Origin of the sequence: Gordonia prachuapensis (assembly GCF_036350515.1) — a bacterium.
GTDB classification, from domain to species: domain Bacteria; phylum Actinomycetota; class Actinomycetes; order Mycobacteriales; family Mycobacteriaceae; genus Gordonia; species Gordonia prachuapensis.
The window spans coordinates 107391-122703 of the sequence record NZ_JAZDUE010000004.1; the positions used below are offsets into that span (position 1 = coordinate 107391).

The 15313-nt window shown below is 67.1% G+C and carries 13 protein-coding genes and 2 tRNA genes; 10 read left to right on the top strand and 5 right to left on the bottom strand.

The features are described from left to right. The first annotated feature begins 80 nt into the window (after positions 1-80). Both V1Y59_RS06145 and V1Y59_RS06150 read left to right on the top strand, forming a co-directional pair. Positions 81-1715, top strand: coding sequence for a sensor histidine kinase (locus tag V1Y59_RS06145; RefSeq protein WP_330503953.1), 1635 nt, complete (start codon positions 81-83; stop codon positions 1713-1715). After that, positions 1712-2410, top strand: a complete 699-nt coding sequence (locus V1Y59_RS06150) for a response regulator (RefSeq protein WP_330503954.1) — start codon at positions 1712-1714, stop codon at positions 2408-2410. The genes V1Y59_RS06145 and V1Y59_RS06150 overlap by 4 nt, the downstream gene beginning before the upstream one ends. 13 nt (positions 2411-2423) lie before the next feature. Here V1Y59_RS06150 and pepN read toward each other — a convergent pair whose 3' ends face one another. Continuing rightward, positions 2424-5030 carry an aminopeptidase N gene (gene pepN, locus V1Y59_RS06155; protein WP_330503955.1) on the bottom strand — a complete coding sequence of 869 codons (2607 nt, stop codon included), beginning with the start codon at positions 5028-5030 and terminating at the stop codon, positions 2424-2426. Positions 5031-5150: 120 nt separating this feature from the next. Between pepN and V1Y59_RS06160 the strand changes: the two genes are divergently transcribed. Then, a complete protein-coding gene (locus V1Y59_RS06160) occupies positions 5151-5780 on the top strand; it encodes a DsbA family oxidoreductase (protein WP_330503956.1) in 630 nt (209 codons plus the stop codon). A 13-nt stretch (positions 5781-5793) separates the two neighbouring features. Here the strand turns inward: V1Y59_RS06160 and V1Y59_RS06165 are convergent, their stop codons facing one another. Then, positions 5794-6819: a M48 family metallopeptidase gene (locus V1Y59_RS06165; RefSeq protein ID WP_330503957.1), complete on the bottom strand. Its 1026-nt coding sequence runs from the start codon at positions 6817-6819 to the stop codon at positions 5794-5796. Positions 6820-6841: 22 nt separating this feature from the next. On the opposite strand from V1Y59_RS06165, the gene V1Y59_RS06170 reads away from it, so the two are divergent. The 4 genes from V1Y59_RS06170 to sthA all read left to right on the top strand — a co-directional run bounded on the left by V1Y59_RS06170 (position 6842) and on the right by sthA (position 11123). Further along, complete coding sequence (locus V1Y59_RS06170) at positions 6842-7318, top strand: ribose-5-phosphate isomerase (RefSeq protein ID WP_330503958.1); 477 nt, start codon at positions 6842-6844, stop codon at positions 7316-7318. Positions 7319-7340: 22 nt separating this feature from the next. Continuing rightward, complete coding sequence (locus V1Y59_RS06175; RefSeq protein ID WP_330503959.1) at positions 7341-8165, top strand: Fpg/Nei family DNA glycosylase; 825 nt, start codon at positions 7341-7343, stop codon at positions 8163-8165. Positions 8166-8250: 85 nt separating this feature from the next. Beyond that, the gene (locus V1Y59_RS06180) at positions 8251-9183 is read left to right on the top strand and encodes a PE-PPE domain-containing protein (protein ID WP_330503960.1); all 933 of its coding nucleotides are present in this window, start codon (positions 8251-8253) and stop codon (positions 9181-9183) included. A gap of 488 nt (positions 9184-9671) precedes the next feature. After that, on the top strand, positions 9672-11123 hold the full coding sequence (gene sthA / locus V1Y59_RS06185; protein ID WP_330503961.1) for a Si-specific NAD(P)(+) transhydrogenase: 1452 nt from the start codon (positions 9672-9674) through the stop codon (positions 11121-11123). 148 nt (positions 11124-11271) lie between these two features. On the opposite strand, the gene V1Y59_RS06190 is transcribed toward sthA, so the two are convergent. From V1Y59_RS06190 to V1Y59_RS06200, 3 genes are all read right to left on the bottom strand, one after another. Continuing rightward, a complete protein-coding gene (locus tag V1Y59_RS06190) occupies positions 11272-11991 on the bottom strand; it encodes a L,D-transpeptidase (RefSeq protein WP_330503962.1) in 720 nt (239 codons plus the stop codon). Positions 11992-12345: 354 nt separating this feature from the next. Continuing rightward, positions 12346-12531, bottom strand: coding sequence for a hypothetical protein (locus V1Y59_RS06195; RefSeq protein WP_330503963.1), 186 nt, complete (start codon positions 12529-12531; stop codon positions 12346-12348). Positions 12532-12611: 80 nt separating this feature from the next. Then, positions 12612-12685: transfer RNA gene (locus V1Y59_RS06200), tRNA-Gly, on the bottom strand. A gap of 214 nt (positions 12686-12899) precedes the next feature. Here V1Y59_RS06200 and V1Y59_RS06205 point away from each other — a divergent pair. From V1Y59_RS06205 to V1Y59_RS06215, 3 genes are all read left to right on the top strand, one after another. After that, positions 12900-12973: transfer RNA gene (locus V1Y59_RS06205), tRNA-Pro, on the top strand. Between the two features lie 80 nt (positions 12974-13053). Further along, the gene (tig, locus tag V1Y59_RS06210; protein ID WP_330503964.1) at positions 13054-14406 is read left to right on the top strand and encodes a trigger factor; all 1353 of its coding nucleotides are present in this window, start codon (positions 13054-13056) and stop codon (positions 14404-14406) included. A gap of 247 nt (positions 14407-14653) precedes the next feature. Beyond that, positions 14654-15265, top strand: coding sequence for an ATP-dependent Clp protease proteolytic subunit (locus tag V1Y59_RS06215; protein ID WP_330503965.1), 612 nt, complete (start codon positions 14654-14656; stop codon positions 15263-15265). Positions 15266-15313: the final 48 nt, after the last annotated feature.

Here is a 15313-nt window from a genome sequence, read left to right on the forward strand (position 1 = left end):
GGGTATCCCGTGACATGGGTCACGATTGAGTTCATTTCGTTCACGCCGGGCGTCGACCCGCACACATCCGAGGAAGACCGATGACGAGCGTCGTGCCACGTACCCTCGCCGGGCAGGCCGTCGCCTGGCTGCTCGCCCTCGTCGCGGTGATCGTGGTCGTGGGCGGGGTCCTGGCAGCGGTCGATGCCCGCCTGGACGGCGATCGGGCCGCACGACAGGAAGTGACCGCCGTCGCGGTGAGTCTTGCCGACGCTCCGTCGACCGCCGAGGCCGTGATGTCGCCGGACCCGGCCGCACTCCTGCAACCGGTGACCGAACAGGTGCGGCAGGCCACCGACATCGCGTTCATCACGATCATGGACCCCGCCGGACGCCGTTTCACGCACACCGATCCCGAGATGATCGGCGGCTCGTACCTCGGCAGCCGCGCCGAGGCATTGCGCGGCGAGGTGCACACGGAGACCTACACCGGAACGCTGGGGCCGTCGATCCGAACCATCGCGCCCGTGCGTGCCACCGACGGGCAGATCGTCGGCCTGGTCGCGGCGGGGATCACCCAACAGACATTGTCCGACGCGTGGACGGCTCAGCTGCCTCTCATCGCGACCATCGCGGCCCTGGTGCTGCTGTTCGCCGGCGCCGGATTGTGGTTGATCCGCAGGCGCCTGCTCCGACAGACCGGCGGGCTCGCACCTGCGGAACTACGGCTCATGTACGAGCACCACGACGCCGTCCTCCATTCGGTCCGCGAGGGCCTCGTCGTCACCGAGGCCGGGCGGCCCGCACTCGTCAACGACGAAGCCCGACGACTGCTGGACCTCGACGGTGACCACGTGCCATCGGAACCCGAAAGCGCGCCCGTCCCTGAGTTTCTGGACGGCAGCCGAACGCCATTGGTGGACGAACTCTATGCGCAGGGTGGCCGGACACTCGTGGTCAGCCGTTCCCCGGTTCCGGGCAGTCGGGACTCTGCGGTGGTGACCATCCGCGACCGCACCGAACTGTCGGAAGCGCTGGGGGAGTTGGACAGCATGACCAGCTTCGCCGAGGCGCTGCGGTCCCAGGCGCACGAGACCGCGAATCTGCTGCACACCATCGTGGCGATGATCGAGATGGGCCGCGGGGCCGAGGCCGCCCGGCTCGCGACCTCCGAACTGCAACTGTCGCAGCGCCTGATCGACGAGTTGAGCGAATCGGTCGCCGAACCCGCCCTGGCCGCCCTGCTGCTCGGCAAGACCGCCCAGGCGGCCGAACGCGGTGTCGCACTGACTCTGACGGAGGACTCACTGCTCGTCGACGCCGCGACCCAGCTGCTCCCGGCGGGTGAGATGATCACCGTCGTGGGCAATCTCGTCGACAACGCGCTCGACGCGGCGGACCCGGCTGATCCGTGGGTGGAGGTGACCGTCATCGGCGACGCTTCCGAACTGACGGTGGTCGTCGCCGACAGCGGCCCCGGCATGGCCCCCGACGTGTTCCGTCGAGCGCGGATGCGTGGATTCTCCACCAAGTCGGGTGGCGATGCGGCCGGACGCGGCCTCGGTCTCGCGCTGGTCGCGCAGATCATCGCCCGCCACGGTGGGACGTTGACGGCCGAGACCACGTACGGGTCTGTCGTCACCGCGACGGTGTCCGCGGTGGCGACGCGAGAACCGGGAACAGCCGAGGCGGAAACCGGAGAGGCGGCGGTACCGAGCGTGGGGCAGGACCGATGATCCGTGTACTGATCGTCGAGGACGAACCGTTCATCGCCGAGGCGCACCGCGAGTTCCTGCACCGGGTGGGCGGTTTCGAGGTCGTCGCCGCCGTGGGCACGGCCCAGCAGGCCATGCGCGCCGTGCGGTCCGCGGCAGAAGCGGATGCGCCGGTCGACCTGGTGCTGCTCGACCTCGGGCTCCCCGACGCGCGTGGTGTCGACCTCGCCTCCGCGTTGTCCGGGATCGGTCCGGATCCCGACATCATCGCGATCACCGCACAACGCGATCTGGCCACGGTGCGCAACGCGATCTCGCGCGGAGTGCTGCTGTACCTGTTGAAGCCGTTCACGTTTGCCGCGTTCCGGGAGAAGATCGAGCAGTACCTGCGGTATCGCGATGCCCTCGGGTCGGGCGCCGATGCGGTCAGCCAGCGTGAGGTGGACCGCGCCGTCGCAGCGCTGCGGACAACCGACACCCGATCGACCGCGGCGAAAGGCGCGGCCCCCGACACCCTCGATGCGGTGGGGCGGGCGGTGCGGGACAGCGAGAGTGGTATGACCGCGTCGGAAGTGGCCGTGGCGCTCGGTAGTTCGCGGGTGACCGCGTGGCGTTACCTGGAACGTCTCGCCGACGACGACACCGTCGAGCGCATCACCGAGTACGGGAACACCGGCCGCCCCCAGGTGCGCTACCGCTGGCGGTCGCGCACCTGAGGTCCTGCCGACGTCAGGACGCCGATTCGGCGTCGAACCGGCGGGCGCGTAGCGACCGGGCCACCGTGTCACGCCCCTCGGAGATCAACCGTTTGAGCGCCGGCGGATGATCGCCGGCCAGGAATGCATCCGCCGCAGCGAGTCCGTCGTCATCGATGGCCCAGTGTGGATAGAGACCCACCACCACCGTCTGCGCGACCTCGCTCGATCGCCGCGCCCAGAGATCGGGCACCGCGGCGAAGTACTTCGCGACGTACTCGCCCAACATCCCGGACTGGCCGGGGCGTGCGAATCCCTCGATCATCGTGCGGGTGTAGATGTTCGACAACGAGTCGTCCTCGGTGGCCTGCGTCCACGCCTCCGCCTTGGCCTCGGGAAGTGGTCGGGACGAGCGCGCGGCGGCCGCCTGTCGCTGCCCGGTGGCGGTGTTGTCACGTGCCGCCTCGGCGTCGATCACCGGCGAACTCGCGGGATCGGTGTCGATCGCACCGGCGGTTGCCAACGCGCGCACCAGCTTCCATCGCATGTCGGTGTCCACGACGAGTCCGGGCAGCCCGTGTTCGGCGGGGTCGGCCTCATCGAGCAGGGCCTGTGCGACAGGGATCTGGTCCTCGTTCAGGCGACCACCGAGCAGGGTGTTGACGAAGGCCAACTGATGATCCGATCCCGCCTCCGACGCGCGGGCGAGCTCGAGCATCCGGGCGCTGAACGACGGCCGACCCGTCGCCGCCACCCATTCCGGATCGGCATAGGCCTCCAGTGCGCTCGTCGCCTGCATGAGTACGCGCTGCACGACGCCGATCTCGGACTCCGCGGCGATACCGCGCTGTACGAGCTCGATGAAGTCACGGGCCGCCATCTCGGCCTGCCGCGTCATCTCCCACGCCGCCGACCACACCAGGGTGCGGGGCATCGGGTCGACGATGTCACCGACCCGTGAGGTCGCGGTGGCCAGCGAGTCCGGGTCGAGGCGCACCGAGGCGTAGGTCAGGTCGTCGTCGTTCAACAGGATCAGCGCGCCGCGGGGGACACCGACGAGGTCGGCGACGTCGGTCCGCTCGCCTTCGACATCCAGCTCGACGCTCTGTGTGCGTTCCAGTGCGCCGGAGCCGTTGTCGTCGTACACGCCGACGCGGAGCCGGTGCACCCGGGTCTCGCCCTCACCCGGCCGGGCGCCATCCTGCACGATCGTGAAGCGCGTGAACCGGCCGTCGTCGTCGACCTCGAAATCCGGGCGGATCACGTTGATGCCGGTGGTCTTGAGCCACTGGGTGCCCCAGTCGGACAGGTCACGTCCCGACGACTTCTCCAGTGCGGTCAGCAGATCCGAGAACGTGGCGTTGCCGAACTCGTGCGCGGTGAAGTAGTCACGCAGTCCCGCCAGGAAGTCCTCGAGGCCCACGTACGCGACCAACTGCTTGAGGACCGAGGCGCCCTTGGCGTAGGTGATCCCGTCGAAGTTGACCTCGACCGCGGCGATGTCGGGGATGTCGGCGGCAACCGGATGCGTGGACGGCAGCTGATCCTGTCGGTACGCCCACGACTTCTCGACGTTGGCGAAGGTGGTCCACGCGTTGGTGTACTCCGTCGCCTCCGACTGGCAGAGCACGGATGCGAACGTGGCAAAGGACTCGTTGAGCCACAGGTCATCCCACCACTGCATGGTGACGAGATCGCCGAACCACATATGGGCCATCTCGTGCAGGACGGTCTCCGCGCGACGCTCGTAGAGGTACTTCGTCACCCGCGACCGGAAGACGTAGTCCTCGAGGAAGGTCACCGCGCCCGCGTTCTCCATGGCTCCGGCGTTGAACTCCGGGACGAACAGCTGGTCGTACTTCCCGAAGGCATATGGGATACCGAAGTTTTTGTGGTAGAAGCCGAATCCCTGCTTGGTCTCGGTGAACAGGCGCTCGGCGTCCATGTGCTCGGCGAGGGACGTGCGGCAGTAGATACCGAGCGGGATGGTGCCGTGGTCGTCGCTGTAGGTGTCGGTCCACTCCGCGTACGGACCGGCGATCAACGCGACGAGATAGGTGCTCATCAGCGGGGTCTCGCGGAACCTGTGAACAGTGCCACCGTTCGGTCCGGTCTCGGCCTTGAGCGTGTTCACCACCGCGGCATTGGAGATCACCTTCCAGTCGTCGGGAGCGGTGACGGTGACCGTGTAGGTGGCCTTGAGGTCGGGCTGGTCGAAGCACGCGAACATCCGCTTGGCGTCTGCGGTTTCGAACTGCGAGTAGAGATAGACCGCGTCGTCGGTCGGGTCGACGAACCGGTGCAGGCCCTCGCCGGTGTTGGAGTAGGCGCAGTCGGCGACCACGGTCAGGGTGTTGTCCGCGGCGAGGTTCGGCAGCGGGATCCCGGCCGACTCGTCGAAGTCGGACACGTCGAGCTCGGTGCCGTTGAGGGTCGCCGAGATCAGCGTCGGGGCGACGAGGTCGATGAAACTGGATGCGCCCGACGTCGCGGTGAAGGTCACCGTGGTCACCGACCGGAACGTGTTCAGGCCCGGGGCGCCGTCGCCGTCGGTGAGGTCGAGTTCGATCGCATAGTTGCCGACGTCCAGCGTCGCGGCGCGTTCCTTCGCCTGGTCGCGGGTCAGATTGGGAGCAGTCACAGTCCGTCCATCACCTCTCGATTCGTGGTCCGGTGGCCAGCTTAACGGGAATGTTCGGAGCGCAATCTGGTTGCAGTTGTCGAGCAGGTCGATCCATGCACCAGAGCGGAAGGGCAGTCGATGACGACGACGCAGACATCGGAACAGCAGCGCGATCGGGTGGATTTCTGGTTCGACCCGTTGTGTCCGTGGTGCTGGATCACGTCCCGGTGGATTCTCGAAGCCGAGCAGGTCCGGCCCATCGACGTGAACTTCCACCTCATGAGCCTCGCCGTGCTCAACGAGAACAAGGACATCCCCGACGAGTACCGCGAGAAGCTCGCGCAGGCCTGGCGTCCGGTCCGGGTGATCGCGGCCGCGGTGGCCCAGAAGGGTGACGAGATCCTCGCGCCGATCTACACCGCGATGGGCACGCGCATCCACAACAAGGGCATCGGTGATCTCGACCAGGTCATCGCCGAGACGCTCGACGAGCTCGGGCTCGACCCGGCTCTGGCGTCAGCGACCGACACCGACGAGTTCGACGAGTGGATTCGTACCAGCCACCACGAGGGCATGGACAAGGTCGGCGACGACGTCGGGACACCGACCATCCACGTCAACGGTGTCGCGTTCTTCGGGCCGGTGCTGTCACGCATCCCGCGTGGCGAAACCGCCGGCACCGTGTGGGACGGGGCCGTCGCCCTCGCGTCCTACCCGCACTTCTTCGAGCTCAAGCGCTCCCGGGACGAGGCCCCTCAGTTCGACTGACGGAGTTGAGGCACTAGACCTTGGGCGGCATCGACAACCCGTTCGGTAGTGATCCCGGCGCCACGGCTGCCGGATGCGGTGGCGGCGGCACCGGGGCCACGTTTCCGCTGCCGACCCCGCGGACGATGGTGCGCGGCCGGAAGAGCATGGCGCCCGGACGGGTGCGGTCTCGCAGGGCCGCGGCCCGCCAGGTGAGCACGGGGTGTGACGCCAATGCGTTGACCGCCCAGGTGAAGAATCCACGTTCGTGGGTGGCGCGGTCGGCGAACTGGTCGAAGTCCACGGCCGACAGCATGTACTTGCCGGACGAGAGCACACCCACGACGCCGGGGGCCCCGGCGGGCCGGGTGTAGTAGCCGTAGTTGTCGGCGGTGTACTCCTGGGCCCGGGACAATGCCGCACCGACGAAGGGGATGTTCATCCCGACACTGGTCGCGAGCTGCCGCCAATAGGACGTGTGGCCGGCGGCGATGTGGCCGATCTCGTGGCCGATGATGAACTCGAGTGCCTCGGGGTCGCGGGCGCGTCCGCCGATCTCGAACAGATCGGAGTAGACGACGATGTACCGCCGGAACCCGTGGCCCGAGGCGAAGGCGTTGACCATGCCGTTGCCGAGCACCACATACGCGTCCGGCACGTACTCGAGCCCGTAGCGGGCCGCTGCCTCGACGACCATGCGGTATCCCTCGGCGAACTGCGTGGGCGTCATCTGTACACCATTGACGCGCGGCCCCGCATAGGTCAGACCGCGGATGAGCAGCAGGATGAGGGGCAGTGCCAGCAACAGCAGGAAATAGTCACTGAACTGGCCCAGGATCACCAGCCAGACGATCGCGAGATAGCCCACGAGCGTGGCGGCGATGACGAGGATCAGCATCGGGATCTCCCACGGATGCAGCCGCGGCCGGGCCGCAAACCGGGCCGGGGGCAGCCAGAATGTGCCCGCCGCGGGCTCGCCGTCTGCGGGAGGTCGGTCGCCGCTGTGCGATGCCGCGTCGGCGATGCCGGGAACGTTGGGTATCGGCGAATGAGCGTCCACGCGACCAATCTATAGTGGCGCCATGCGTGTCTACCTCGGTGCCGATCATGCCGGATTCGAACTGAAGAACCTCATCGCCGACCATCTGCGGTCGTCCGGCCACGAGGTCGTCGACTGCGGAGCCCACGAGTACGACGCTCTCGACGACTACCCGGCGTTCTGTATCGACGCCGCGACGCGGACCGTCGCCGATCCCGGCAGCCTCGGGATCGTGCTGGGCGGCAGCGGCAACGGTGAGCAGATCGCCGCCAACAAGGTGCCGGGAGCGCGGTGTGCGCTGGCCTGGAGCGTGGAGACCGCGCAGCTCGCGCGCCAGCACAACAACGCCCAGCTGATCGGCATCGGCGGCCGGATGCACAGCACCGACGAGGCATTCGCCATCGTCGATGCGTTCGTTGCAACGGCCTGGTCGGACGAGCCGAGGCATCAGCGTCGGATCGACATCCTCGCCGAGTACGAGCGAACCGGCGAGGCGCCGGCGGTCCCTGGCAACAGCTGATCGCGCCTGATCCGACGACACGGTGCCCGAAGGTCATACCCTGCACCGGTTGGCCCGGCGCCAGCAACGGGTTTTCGCCGGTCAACAGGTTCATGTCACCAGCCCACAGGGCAGGTTTCTCGACGGTGCCGCCGCGGTCGACGGCATGGTGTTCGCGCGGGCGGAGGCGTGGGGCAAGCATCTGATCCAGCATTTCCGGCCGGCGCACGCCGCGGGCCGCGGGCGCGCCGGGCGACGGATGATCCATGTGCATCTCGGTTTGTACGGGGCGTTCACCGAATCGCCGGTGCCGATGGATGCACCGGTGGGACAGGTACGGATGCGGATCGAGGGTGCCCGGGTCGGCGTCGACCTGCGGGCCCCGACCGCGTGCGAATTTTTCACGCCTGCCGACCTCGACGAACTCGTCGCGCGCCTGGGGCCCGACCCGCTGCGTCCCGACGCCGATCCGACCCGTGCCGTGTCGGCGATCGGCCGCTCCCGGCGCCCGATCGGTGCGTTGCTGATGGATCAGAAGGTGATCGCGGGCGTCGGCAACGTCTACCGTGCCGAGTTGCTCTTCCGCGCCTCGATGAACCCGTACCGGGAGGGACGGTCGGTGCCCCCCGACTCGGTCGAGGCGATGTGGGCGGACCTCACCGCATTGATGCGGGTGGGCGTGCGACGTGGCCGCATCCACGTCGTCCGTCCGGAGGACGACCACGGCCCGGGGTCCTACGCACCCGACCGGCCCCGGACCTATGTGTACCGCCGTGCGGGCGAGGCCTGCCGGGTGTGTGGTACCACGATCCGGGTCGCGGAACTCGAGGGGCGGAACCTGTACTGGTGTCCCACCTGCCAGCCGTAGCCGATTCGCCGCCGACAGTCATCGTCACAGCCGACACTCAGCGTGGCGCAGTGATTTTCTCATCCTCGACCCGCACCATGGACACATGGCTGATGCGGAGACCGGACCCGCCGACCGGCCGCGCGTGACCCTCTTCGCGGTGGGCGGCACCGGCGAATCCTATGCCGGTGACGAGCGATCGGAGGTTGCGGGTCTGCTACGCGCGGTCACCACGCACCTCGACGAGCGATTCACCTGTCGATGGGTCGGCTATCCGGCCAGCTACGGCCCGGCTCCACGTCTGGTCGGCATGAGCTACCGCGACAGCCTCGAAATCGGCACCCGCGAACTGCGCCGTCGTCTGCGGGAGGTCGATGGCCCGATCGCACTGATCGGCTATTCCCAAGGCGCAGTTGTCATCCGCGACACCCTCACCGAATTGTCCGACGCCGGCGACCCGATCGTCGACCGCGTGCTCGCGGTCGGTCTCGTCGCCGACCCACACCAACCGCCCGGCGCCGTGACCGGGTGCGCGGGCTGGGGAGTCGCCGGTCCGGGCCGACCGATGCCGGCCCGTGTGCCGACGTACTGGGTCGGTGCGCCCGACGACATGATCTGCAACGCGACCGCGGACTCGTTTGTCCGCGACATCGCGGACCTCACCGCGGCGCTGGCCTTCGGCGGCATCGGACGATGGGTATCGCAACTGTGGACAGTGCTGCGTACCAACAGTTTTCAGAATGCGTCGCGGACCTCGCCCGGGTTCGAACAGGTCCGCCGCGACCTCGGGCGGATGCGAACGGCGATGCGCGAGATCGCCGGATACCTGCCCGGGACACTCCGCTGGCATTCTGTGGCGGTGCGCAATCCGCGCGGCGGGCGGCACACCTCGTATGCGCGCGAACCCTATCGGCGCGCGCCGGTCACGGACCCCGACACCACGGGATGCCAGGCCCTCGCCCGGTGGCTCCAGGTGCAGGCGACGTTCTCTCCGGTCGGTTGCGCCGGCAGCGCCCTGGACACCGAACTGGCCGCGTGACCTCCGCCGGTCGAGCCACCCCCAACCGCTGACTGTATTCAGATCCACTGCCATCGAACGGGATCTCGATACGACCTCCGCTAGCGCTCCGGTCTACTCGATCAGCGGGGGAAGCCCCAAACCGCTGGTCGAGACATCCCTGAAGGCTTGACATCAAACCTTCAGGGATGTCTCGATCGACGGGGGAAGCCCCAAACCGCTGGTCGAGTAGGTCGAGCCGCTAGGCGAGACCGTATCGAGATCCTCTGGCACCGTACGGGATCTCGATACGACCTCCGCTAGCGCTCCGGTCTACTCGATCAGCGGGGGGTTGCGCTGCGGTCTACTCGATCAGCGGAGGGTCACGCTCCGCCCGCGGTCGATTGATTCGGCGGTGTTAAATCCCGTGGAACAGTGTGCTGCTGCGGCTTCGGCGGAGATCGGTGAGGGTGACACTGAGCGCAGGGTGTGGTGCGCCCAGCGCATCCGGATCGAGTGGAGACAGCACCGTGGATCATTTCGACATCGTCGTGATCGGCTCCGGGCCGGCCGGGCAGAAGGCCGCGATCGCCGCGGCGAAGCTGGGTAAGCGGGCCGCGATCGTCGAACGCCGCCACATGGTCGGCGGTGTGTGCATCAACACCGGCACCATCCCCTCCAAGACGCTGCGTGAGGCCGTTCTGTATCTGACCGGACTCAACCAACGCGAGCTCTACGGCCAGTCCTACCGCCTGAAATCCGACATCACCGTCGGTGACCTGTCGGCGCGGACGATGCATGTGGTCGGCAAGGAGATCGATGTCATCCAGAATCAGCTGGCACGGAACTCCGTCACGATGCTCATCGGGAACGCGTACTTCGTCGAACCGCACGAGATCGCCGTGGAGGATGCGACCGGCGACCTGAAACGTGTCAGCGCCGACCACTTCGTGATCGCAGTCGGCACCCGGCCGGCCCGGCCGTCGACGGTCGAGTTCGACGGCATCACCGTGGTCGACTCCGACCAGATCCTGGCCATGGACCGGGTGCCGGGGTCGATGGTGGTCGTCGGTGCCGGCGTGATCGGCATCGAGTACGCGTCGATGTTCGCTGCCCTGGGGACCAAGGTGACCGTCATCGAGCAGCGGCCCACGATGCTGGACTTCTGTGACCGGGAGATCGTGGAGGCGTTGCAGTACCAACTGCGCGAACGAGGTGTCACCTTCCGATACGGCGAGCACGTGCGGACGGTGGAGAACCATCCGTCGGGCACTCTCACCATCCTGGAATCGGGCAAGAAGATCCCGGCCGACACCGTCTTGTACTCCGCAGGCCGACAGGGGGTCTCCGACGAACTGCGGGTGGAGGCCGCCGGGCTGACCGCCGATGCCCGCGGCCGCCTGAAGGTGGACGAACATTTCCGCACGGCCGTCGACCACATCTACGCGGTCGGCGACATCATCGGGTTCCCGGCACTGGCCGCGACCTCGATGGAACAGGGACGACGGGCCGCCTACCACGCCTTCGACGAGCCGGTGGGTGCGACAGACGCGGACCTGCAGCCGATCGGCATCTACGCGATTCCCGAGATCAGCTTTGTCGGACGGACCGAGGACCAGCTCACCACGGCCAACATCCCGTTCGAGGTCGGGGTGGCCCGCTACCGGGAACTGGCCCGCGGCGCCATCATGGGTGACTCGTATGGTCTGCTCAAACTGCTGGTCCACGCGGAGGAACGGACCCTGCTCGGTGTCCATGCGTTCGGCAGCAACGCCGCCGAACTGGTCCACATCGGCCAGACCGTGATGGGGTTGTCCGGCACCGTCGACTATCTGGTCGACGCCGTGTTCAACTATCCGACCCTGGCCGAGGGGTACAAGGTTGCGGCATTGGATGCGGTGAACAAGATGCGTGCGATCGCCCGCGTGCGCGCCGAGGGCCACCGCCTGGATCTGGATGCGGGAGAGCCGGCGGTCGGCTGACGGAGATGCTCGGCCGCTGACCGCATCGGGTTTCGTGCGAACGGATCCGACACGGGTCGAGACCCGCACCGACGCAAACACTCCCGCACCGACGCAAAAACTTCGGGCCCGGACATGCATGTCCGGGCCCGAAGTGAAAGGCGTTGCGTCAGCTACCGGGGATGTAGTCCGGGCCGATGGTGCCACGCACGACGATCGGCGTGTCACGCGGAATCGTGTTGAACACCCACTTGCCGTTCTCGGTGCTGATGTTGATGCAGCCGTGGCTCACGTTGCTGCGGCCCTGCTGCTCGACCGACCAGGGCGCGGCGTGGATGAAGATGCCGTCCCACGACATGCGCGTGGCGTACTCGACATAAGTCCGGTAGCCCTCCGCGGAGTCGACCGGCACACCGTACGTGGACGAATCCATGTACATGTCGCGGTACTTCTCCTTGGTGTAGTACACACCGTTGGGAGTCGGGTGCTTGTCCGAACCCATCGAGATCGGCATGGTCTTCACCTGGTTGCCGTTGTGCCACCAGGTGATCTGGTGCGTGGCGTCATCGGCCATCGCGATCCAACCCGTCGAGGTCTTCACATTCGGGATCGCCGGGCCCTTCGGGGTCTCCGTGGTCGTCGGGGGAGGCTCCGGAGTCGTTGTCTTCGGCGTCGACGGAGCACCGGGGATCTGCGGCACGCCCGGGACCTCGGGGATCTCCCACCCCTCGGGAACCTCCACCGGGGGGAGGCCCGGGATGACGGTCACGGGTGCGGCGCCGGCGGTCATCGGCAGCATGAGCGTCACGGCGGCTGCACCGATGATGGTGGCCACCACACGTCGCGTCGCGCCCTTGCGCGCGCGACGAGAAGGCTTCGATGTGAACACAGAGAGACCTTTGCAGTTTGAGTTACTGAAGCGCATCCCCCGGAGCGCTGAACCATCGTTACACAAACGTTGCCATCGGGCCAAAGTCGCATCGGCGAACAACAGGCCAACAGACCCCATGCGCGAGGGCGTTGAACGGAACTGCGTGGTGAGCGGGTCGGTCGACCCAGACGGTGTGAGAACCGTCACACAGACCAGGGTGGCGGCGGGTTGTGCTGCCGCGATCGGACCGTGACCGAGTGGTCAATCCGGGGGCCGGTGACCCGGCTCAGCTCAAGGGGCGGAACGGGAGTCGTCAGGCCACGCCGACCTCGCGCGCACGACCGGCGGCGTGCGAGCACTAGGAAGCAGAGGTCAGGCGGGCTGCGGATGTTCGGTGCGCAGGTGGCGTGCCGGCTCGATGCACGCCTCGTCGCGGCAGACCAACATCACGTCCACCCGGCCGTGGCCGGCGTCCGACTGCGCGACATCCTTGCGGACGTACAGATTTGCCCCGCAGCTCGGACACTTTCGCTGACTCTTGGTGTGGCTGGAAGACATGCCCCAACCCTACGCCTGAAGTGGCGTGGATCACAGGAGGTGGACCCGAACACGGCAGGGGAACACGGAACGGCCCGGGATGGAGCGGGTGACGGGAATCGAACCCGCGTAGCTAGTTTGGAAGACTAGGGCTCTACCATTGAGCTACACCCGCGTGCCGCGTCACCTGTGGGATCGCCACCGGCGTCGCGTGCGTCCAAGACTGTACCCAATGCGATGTCGGAACCCGAAATCGGTGTCCGGTGAGTCGTACTCATGTGGGCTGGTGCCCACCCGTTTAGGTGGTGGGCAAGGGCCCACGTACTATCTTCTGTTGGCCCTGCTCTGCGTTGTCGCCGGTCGGCGAAGCGTTCGTCGATCAGGGTCGCCGGGATGTGGCGCAGCTTGGTAGCGCATCCGCTTTGGGAGCGGAGGGTCGCAGGTTCAAATCCTGTCATCCCGACTCGTGTGGCGGCGGTATGACCGCTCCGGCCCCGCAGAGACAATGACACCGAAGCAGAAATGCAGATGTAAGGAGCAGGCGTGAAGAGCACCGTCGAGCAGCTCGGCCCGACCCGGGTGAAGCTCAATGTCGAAGTACCGTTCGAGGAGCTGTCCGGCGAGTTCGACCGGACCTACCGGTCGTTGGCGCAGCAGATCCGAATCCCCGGCTTCCGCCCGGGCAAGGCGCCCGCCAAGCTGATCGAGGCCCGCGTCGGCCGCGACTCCATCCTCGCGCAGGTCGTCAACGACGCGCTGCCCGGCAAGTACTCGCAGGCAGTGGCCGAGACGGAGACCAAGGCGATCGGCCAGCCCGAGATCGACCTGGCCGATCTCGTCTACGGCGACCCGATCACCTTCACCGCCGAGGTCGACGTCCGGCCGGAGATCGAACTGCCCGACTACTCGACGCTGGCCGTCGAGGTCGACGCCATCGAGATCGATGACGCCGAGGTCGAGGAGCAGGTCGAGGGTCTGCGCGCGCGTTTCGGCACGCTCAAGGGTGTCGACCGCGGCGCCGAGAACGGCGACTTCGTGTCCATCGACCTGGCCGCCACGGTCAACGGTGAGGCCGTCGACGAGGCATCCACCGAGGGCCTGTCGCACGAGGTCGGTTCCGGGCAGCTGATCGACGGTCTCGACGAGGCGCTGATCGGCGTGAAGGCCGGGGAGACCAAGGAGTTCACCACCACGCTGGTCGCCGGCGAGCACGCCGGTGACGAGGCGCAGGTCACCGTGACCGTCAACTCCGTCAAGGAACGCGAACTGCCCGAGCTCGACGACGAGTTCGCCCAGATGGCCAGCGAGCACGACACCGTCGCCGAGCTGCGCGAGAGCCTGGTCGACCGCGTCAAGCAGTCCAAGAAGATGGAGCAGGCCAACGCGATCCGCGACAAGGTGCTCGAGGAGCTGATCGCCAAGGTCGAGATCCCGCTGCCGGAGAAGGTTGTCGCCGAAGAGGTCGAGGGGCAGCAGCACCAGATCGTGCATGCGCTCGGCCACGACGACGAGCAGGTCGCGAAGTTCCTCGAGGCGCAGGGCAAGACCCGCGAGGAGTGGGACGCCGAGGCTCGCGAGGAAGCGGAGAAGTCGGTCAAGACCCAGCTTCTGCTCGATGCGATCGCCGACCAGCAGGACACCGAGGTCAGCCAGGACGAGCTGACCCAGCAGATCCTGTTTCAGGCCCAGCGCTACGGCATGCAGCCGCAGGAGTTCATCCAGCAGCTGCAGAGCGCCGGACAGGTCGGCGCGGTGTACGCCGACGTGCGACGCGGCAAGGCGCTCGCCGGGATCGTGTCGGACGTGACCGTCACCGACAGCAGTGGCGAGACCGTGGACACCGACGAGTTCTTCGGAACCCCCGACGACGAGTCGGACGAGAACGACGAGAGCTGACACACGTCAGTACGAGATTGGCCGAACAGCCGGAGCCGGGTCGCCGTACCCGTCGCCGGCTGTTCTGCTCTCAGCGAATAGCGGGGTCGTCGGGACTGTCCGCCCGACCCCATTGGTTAGGGTCGAAGAGGACCTTGCGACGAATCCCGCGGACTTTCGGATTCGTCTCCGGAGACACGCTGGACCGAGAAACCGGTTGACGCGGTCGTGAGACCGCACGTCACCACGACAGGCAAAGGTAGGAACAGTGACTGAGCCGACCATCCACACCCCGACACTGAGTTCGGGCGTGGCCGGGCTGAACTTGACCGATTCGGTGTTCGAACGACTGCTGCGTGAGCGCATCATTTTCCTCGGCACCCAGGTCGACGACGACATCGCCAACCGGTTGTGTGCGCAGATCCTGCTGCTCTCGGCCGAGGATCCGACCCGCGACATCAACCTCTACATCAACTCGCCGGGTGGCTCAGTCACCGCGGGCATGGCCATCTTCGACACGATGCAACTCGCGGAGTGCGATGTGGCGACCTATGCGATGGGCATGGCGGCGTCGATGGGGCAGTTCCTGCTCGCCGCCGGCGCCCCGGGCAAGCGTCACGCGCTGCCGCACTCGCGCATCATGATGCACCAGCCGTCGGCGGGCATCGGCGGTACCGCAGCAGACATCGCCATTCAGGCCGAACAGTTCGCGGCGACCAAGAAAGAGATGAACCGGCTCAACGCCGAGTTCACCGGACAGCCGCTGGAGAAGATCGAGGCCGACTCGGACCGCGACAAGTGGTTCACCGCGCAAGAGGCGCTCGAGTACGGGCTGGTCGACCATGTGGTCACCCGCGCCGGGTCGGTGACCCCGTCCTGAGCGCCGTCCACGTACCGCAAGCACGAGGCCACATCTCACCAACGGAGC

What these genes read in the sequence shown, in the direction of transcription:
- V1Y59_RS06180 (WP_330503960.1), top strand. Translation starts at nt 8,251, where the DNA reads ATGGCTGATGCGGAGACCGGACCCGCCGACCGGCCGCGCGTGACCCTC.
- V1Y59_RS06145 (WP_330503953.1), top strand. Translation starts at nt 81, where the DNA reads ATGACGAGCGTCGTGCCACGTACCCTCGCCGGGCAGGCCGTCGCCTGG.
- V1Y59_RS06160 (WP_330503956.1), top strand. Translation starts at nt 5,151, where the DNA reads ATGACGACGACGCAGACATCGGAACAGCAGCGCGATCGGGTGGATTTC.
- V1Y59_RS06195 (WP_330503963.1), bottom strand. Translation starts at nt 12,531, where the DNA reads ATGTCTTCCAGCCACACCAAGAGTCAGCGAAAGTGTCCGAGCTGCGGG.
- V1Y59_RS06150 (WP_330503954.1), top strand. Translation starts at nt 1,712, where the DNA reads ATGATCCGTGTACTGATCGTCGAGGACGAACCGTTCATCGCCGAGGCG.
- V1Y59_RS06170 (WP_330503958.1), top strand. Translation starts at nt 6,842, where the DNA reads ATGCGTGTCTACCTCGGTGCCGATCATGCCGGATTCGAACTGAAGAAC.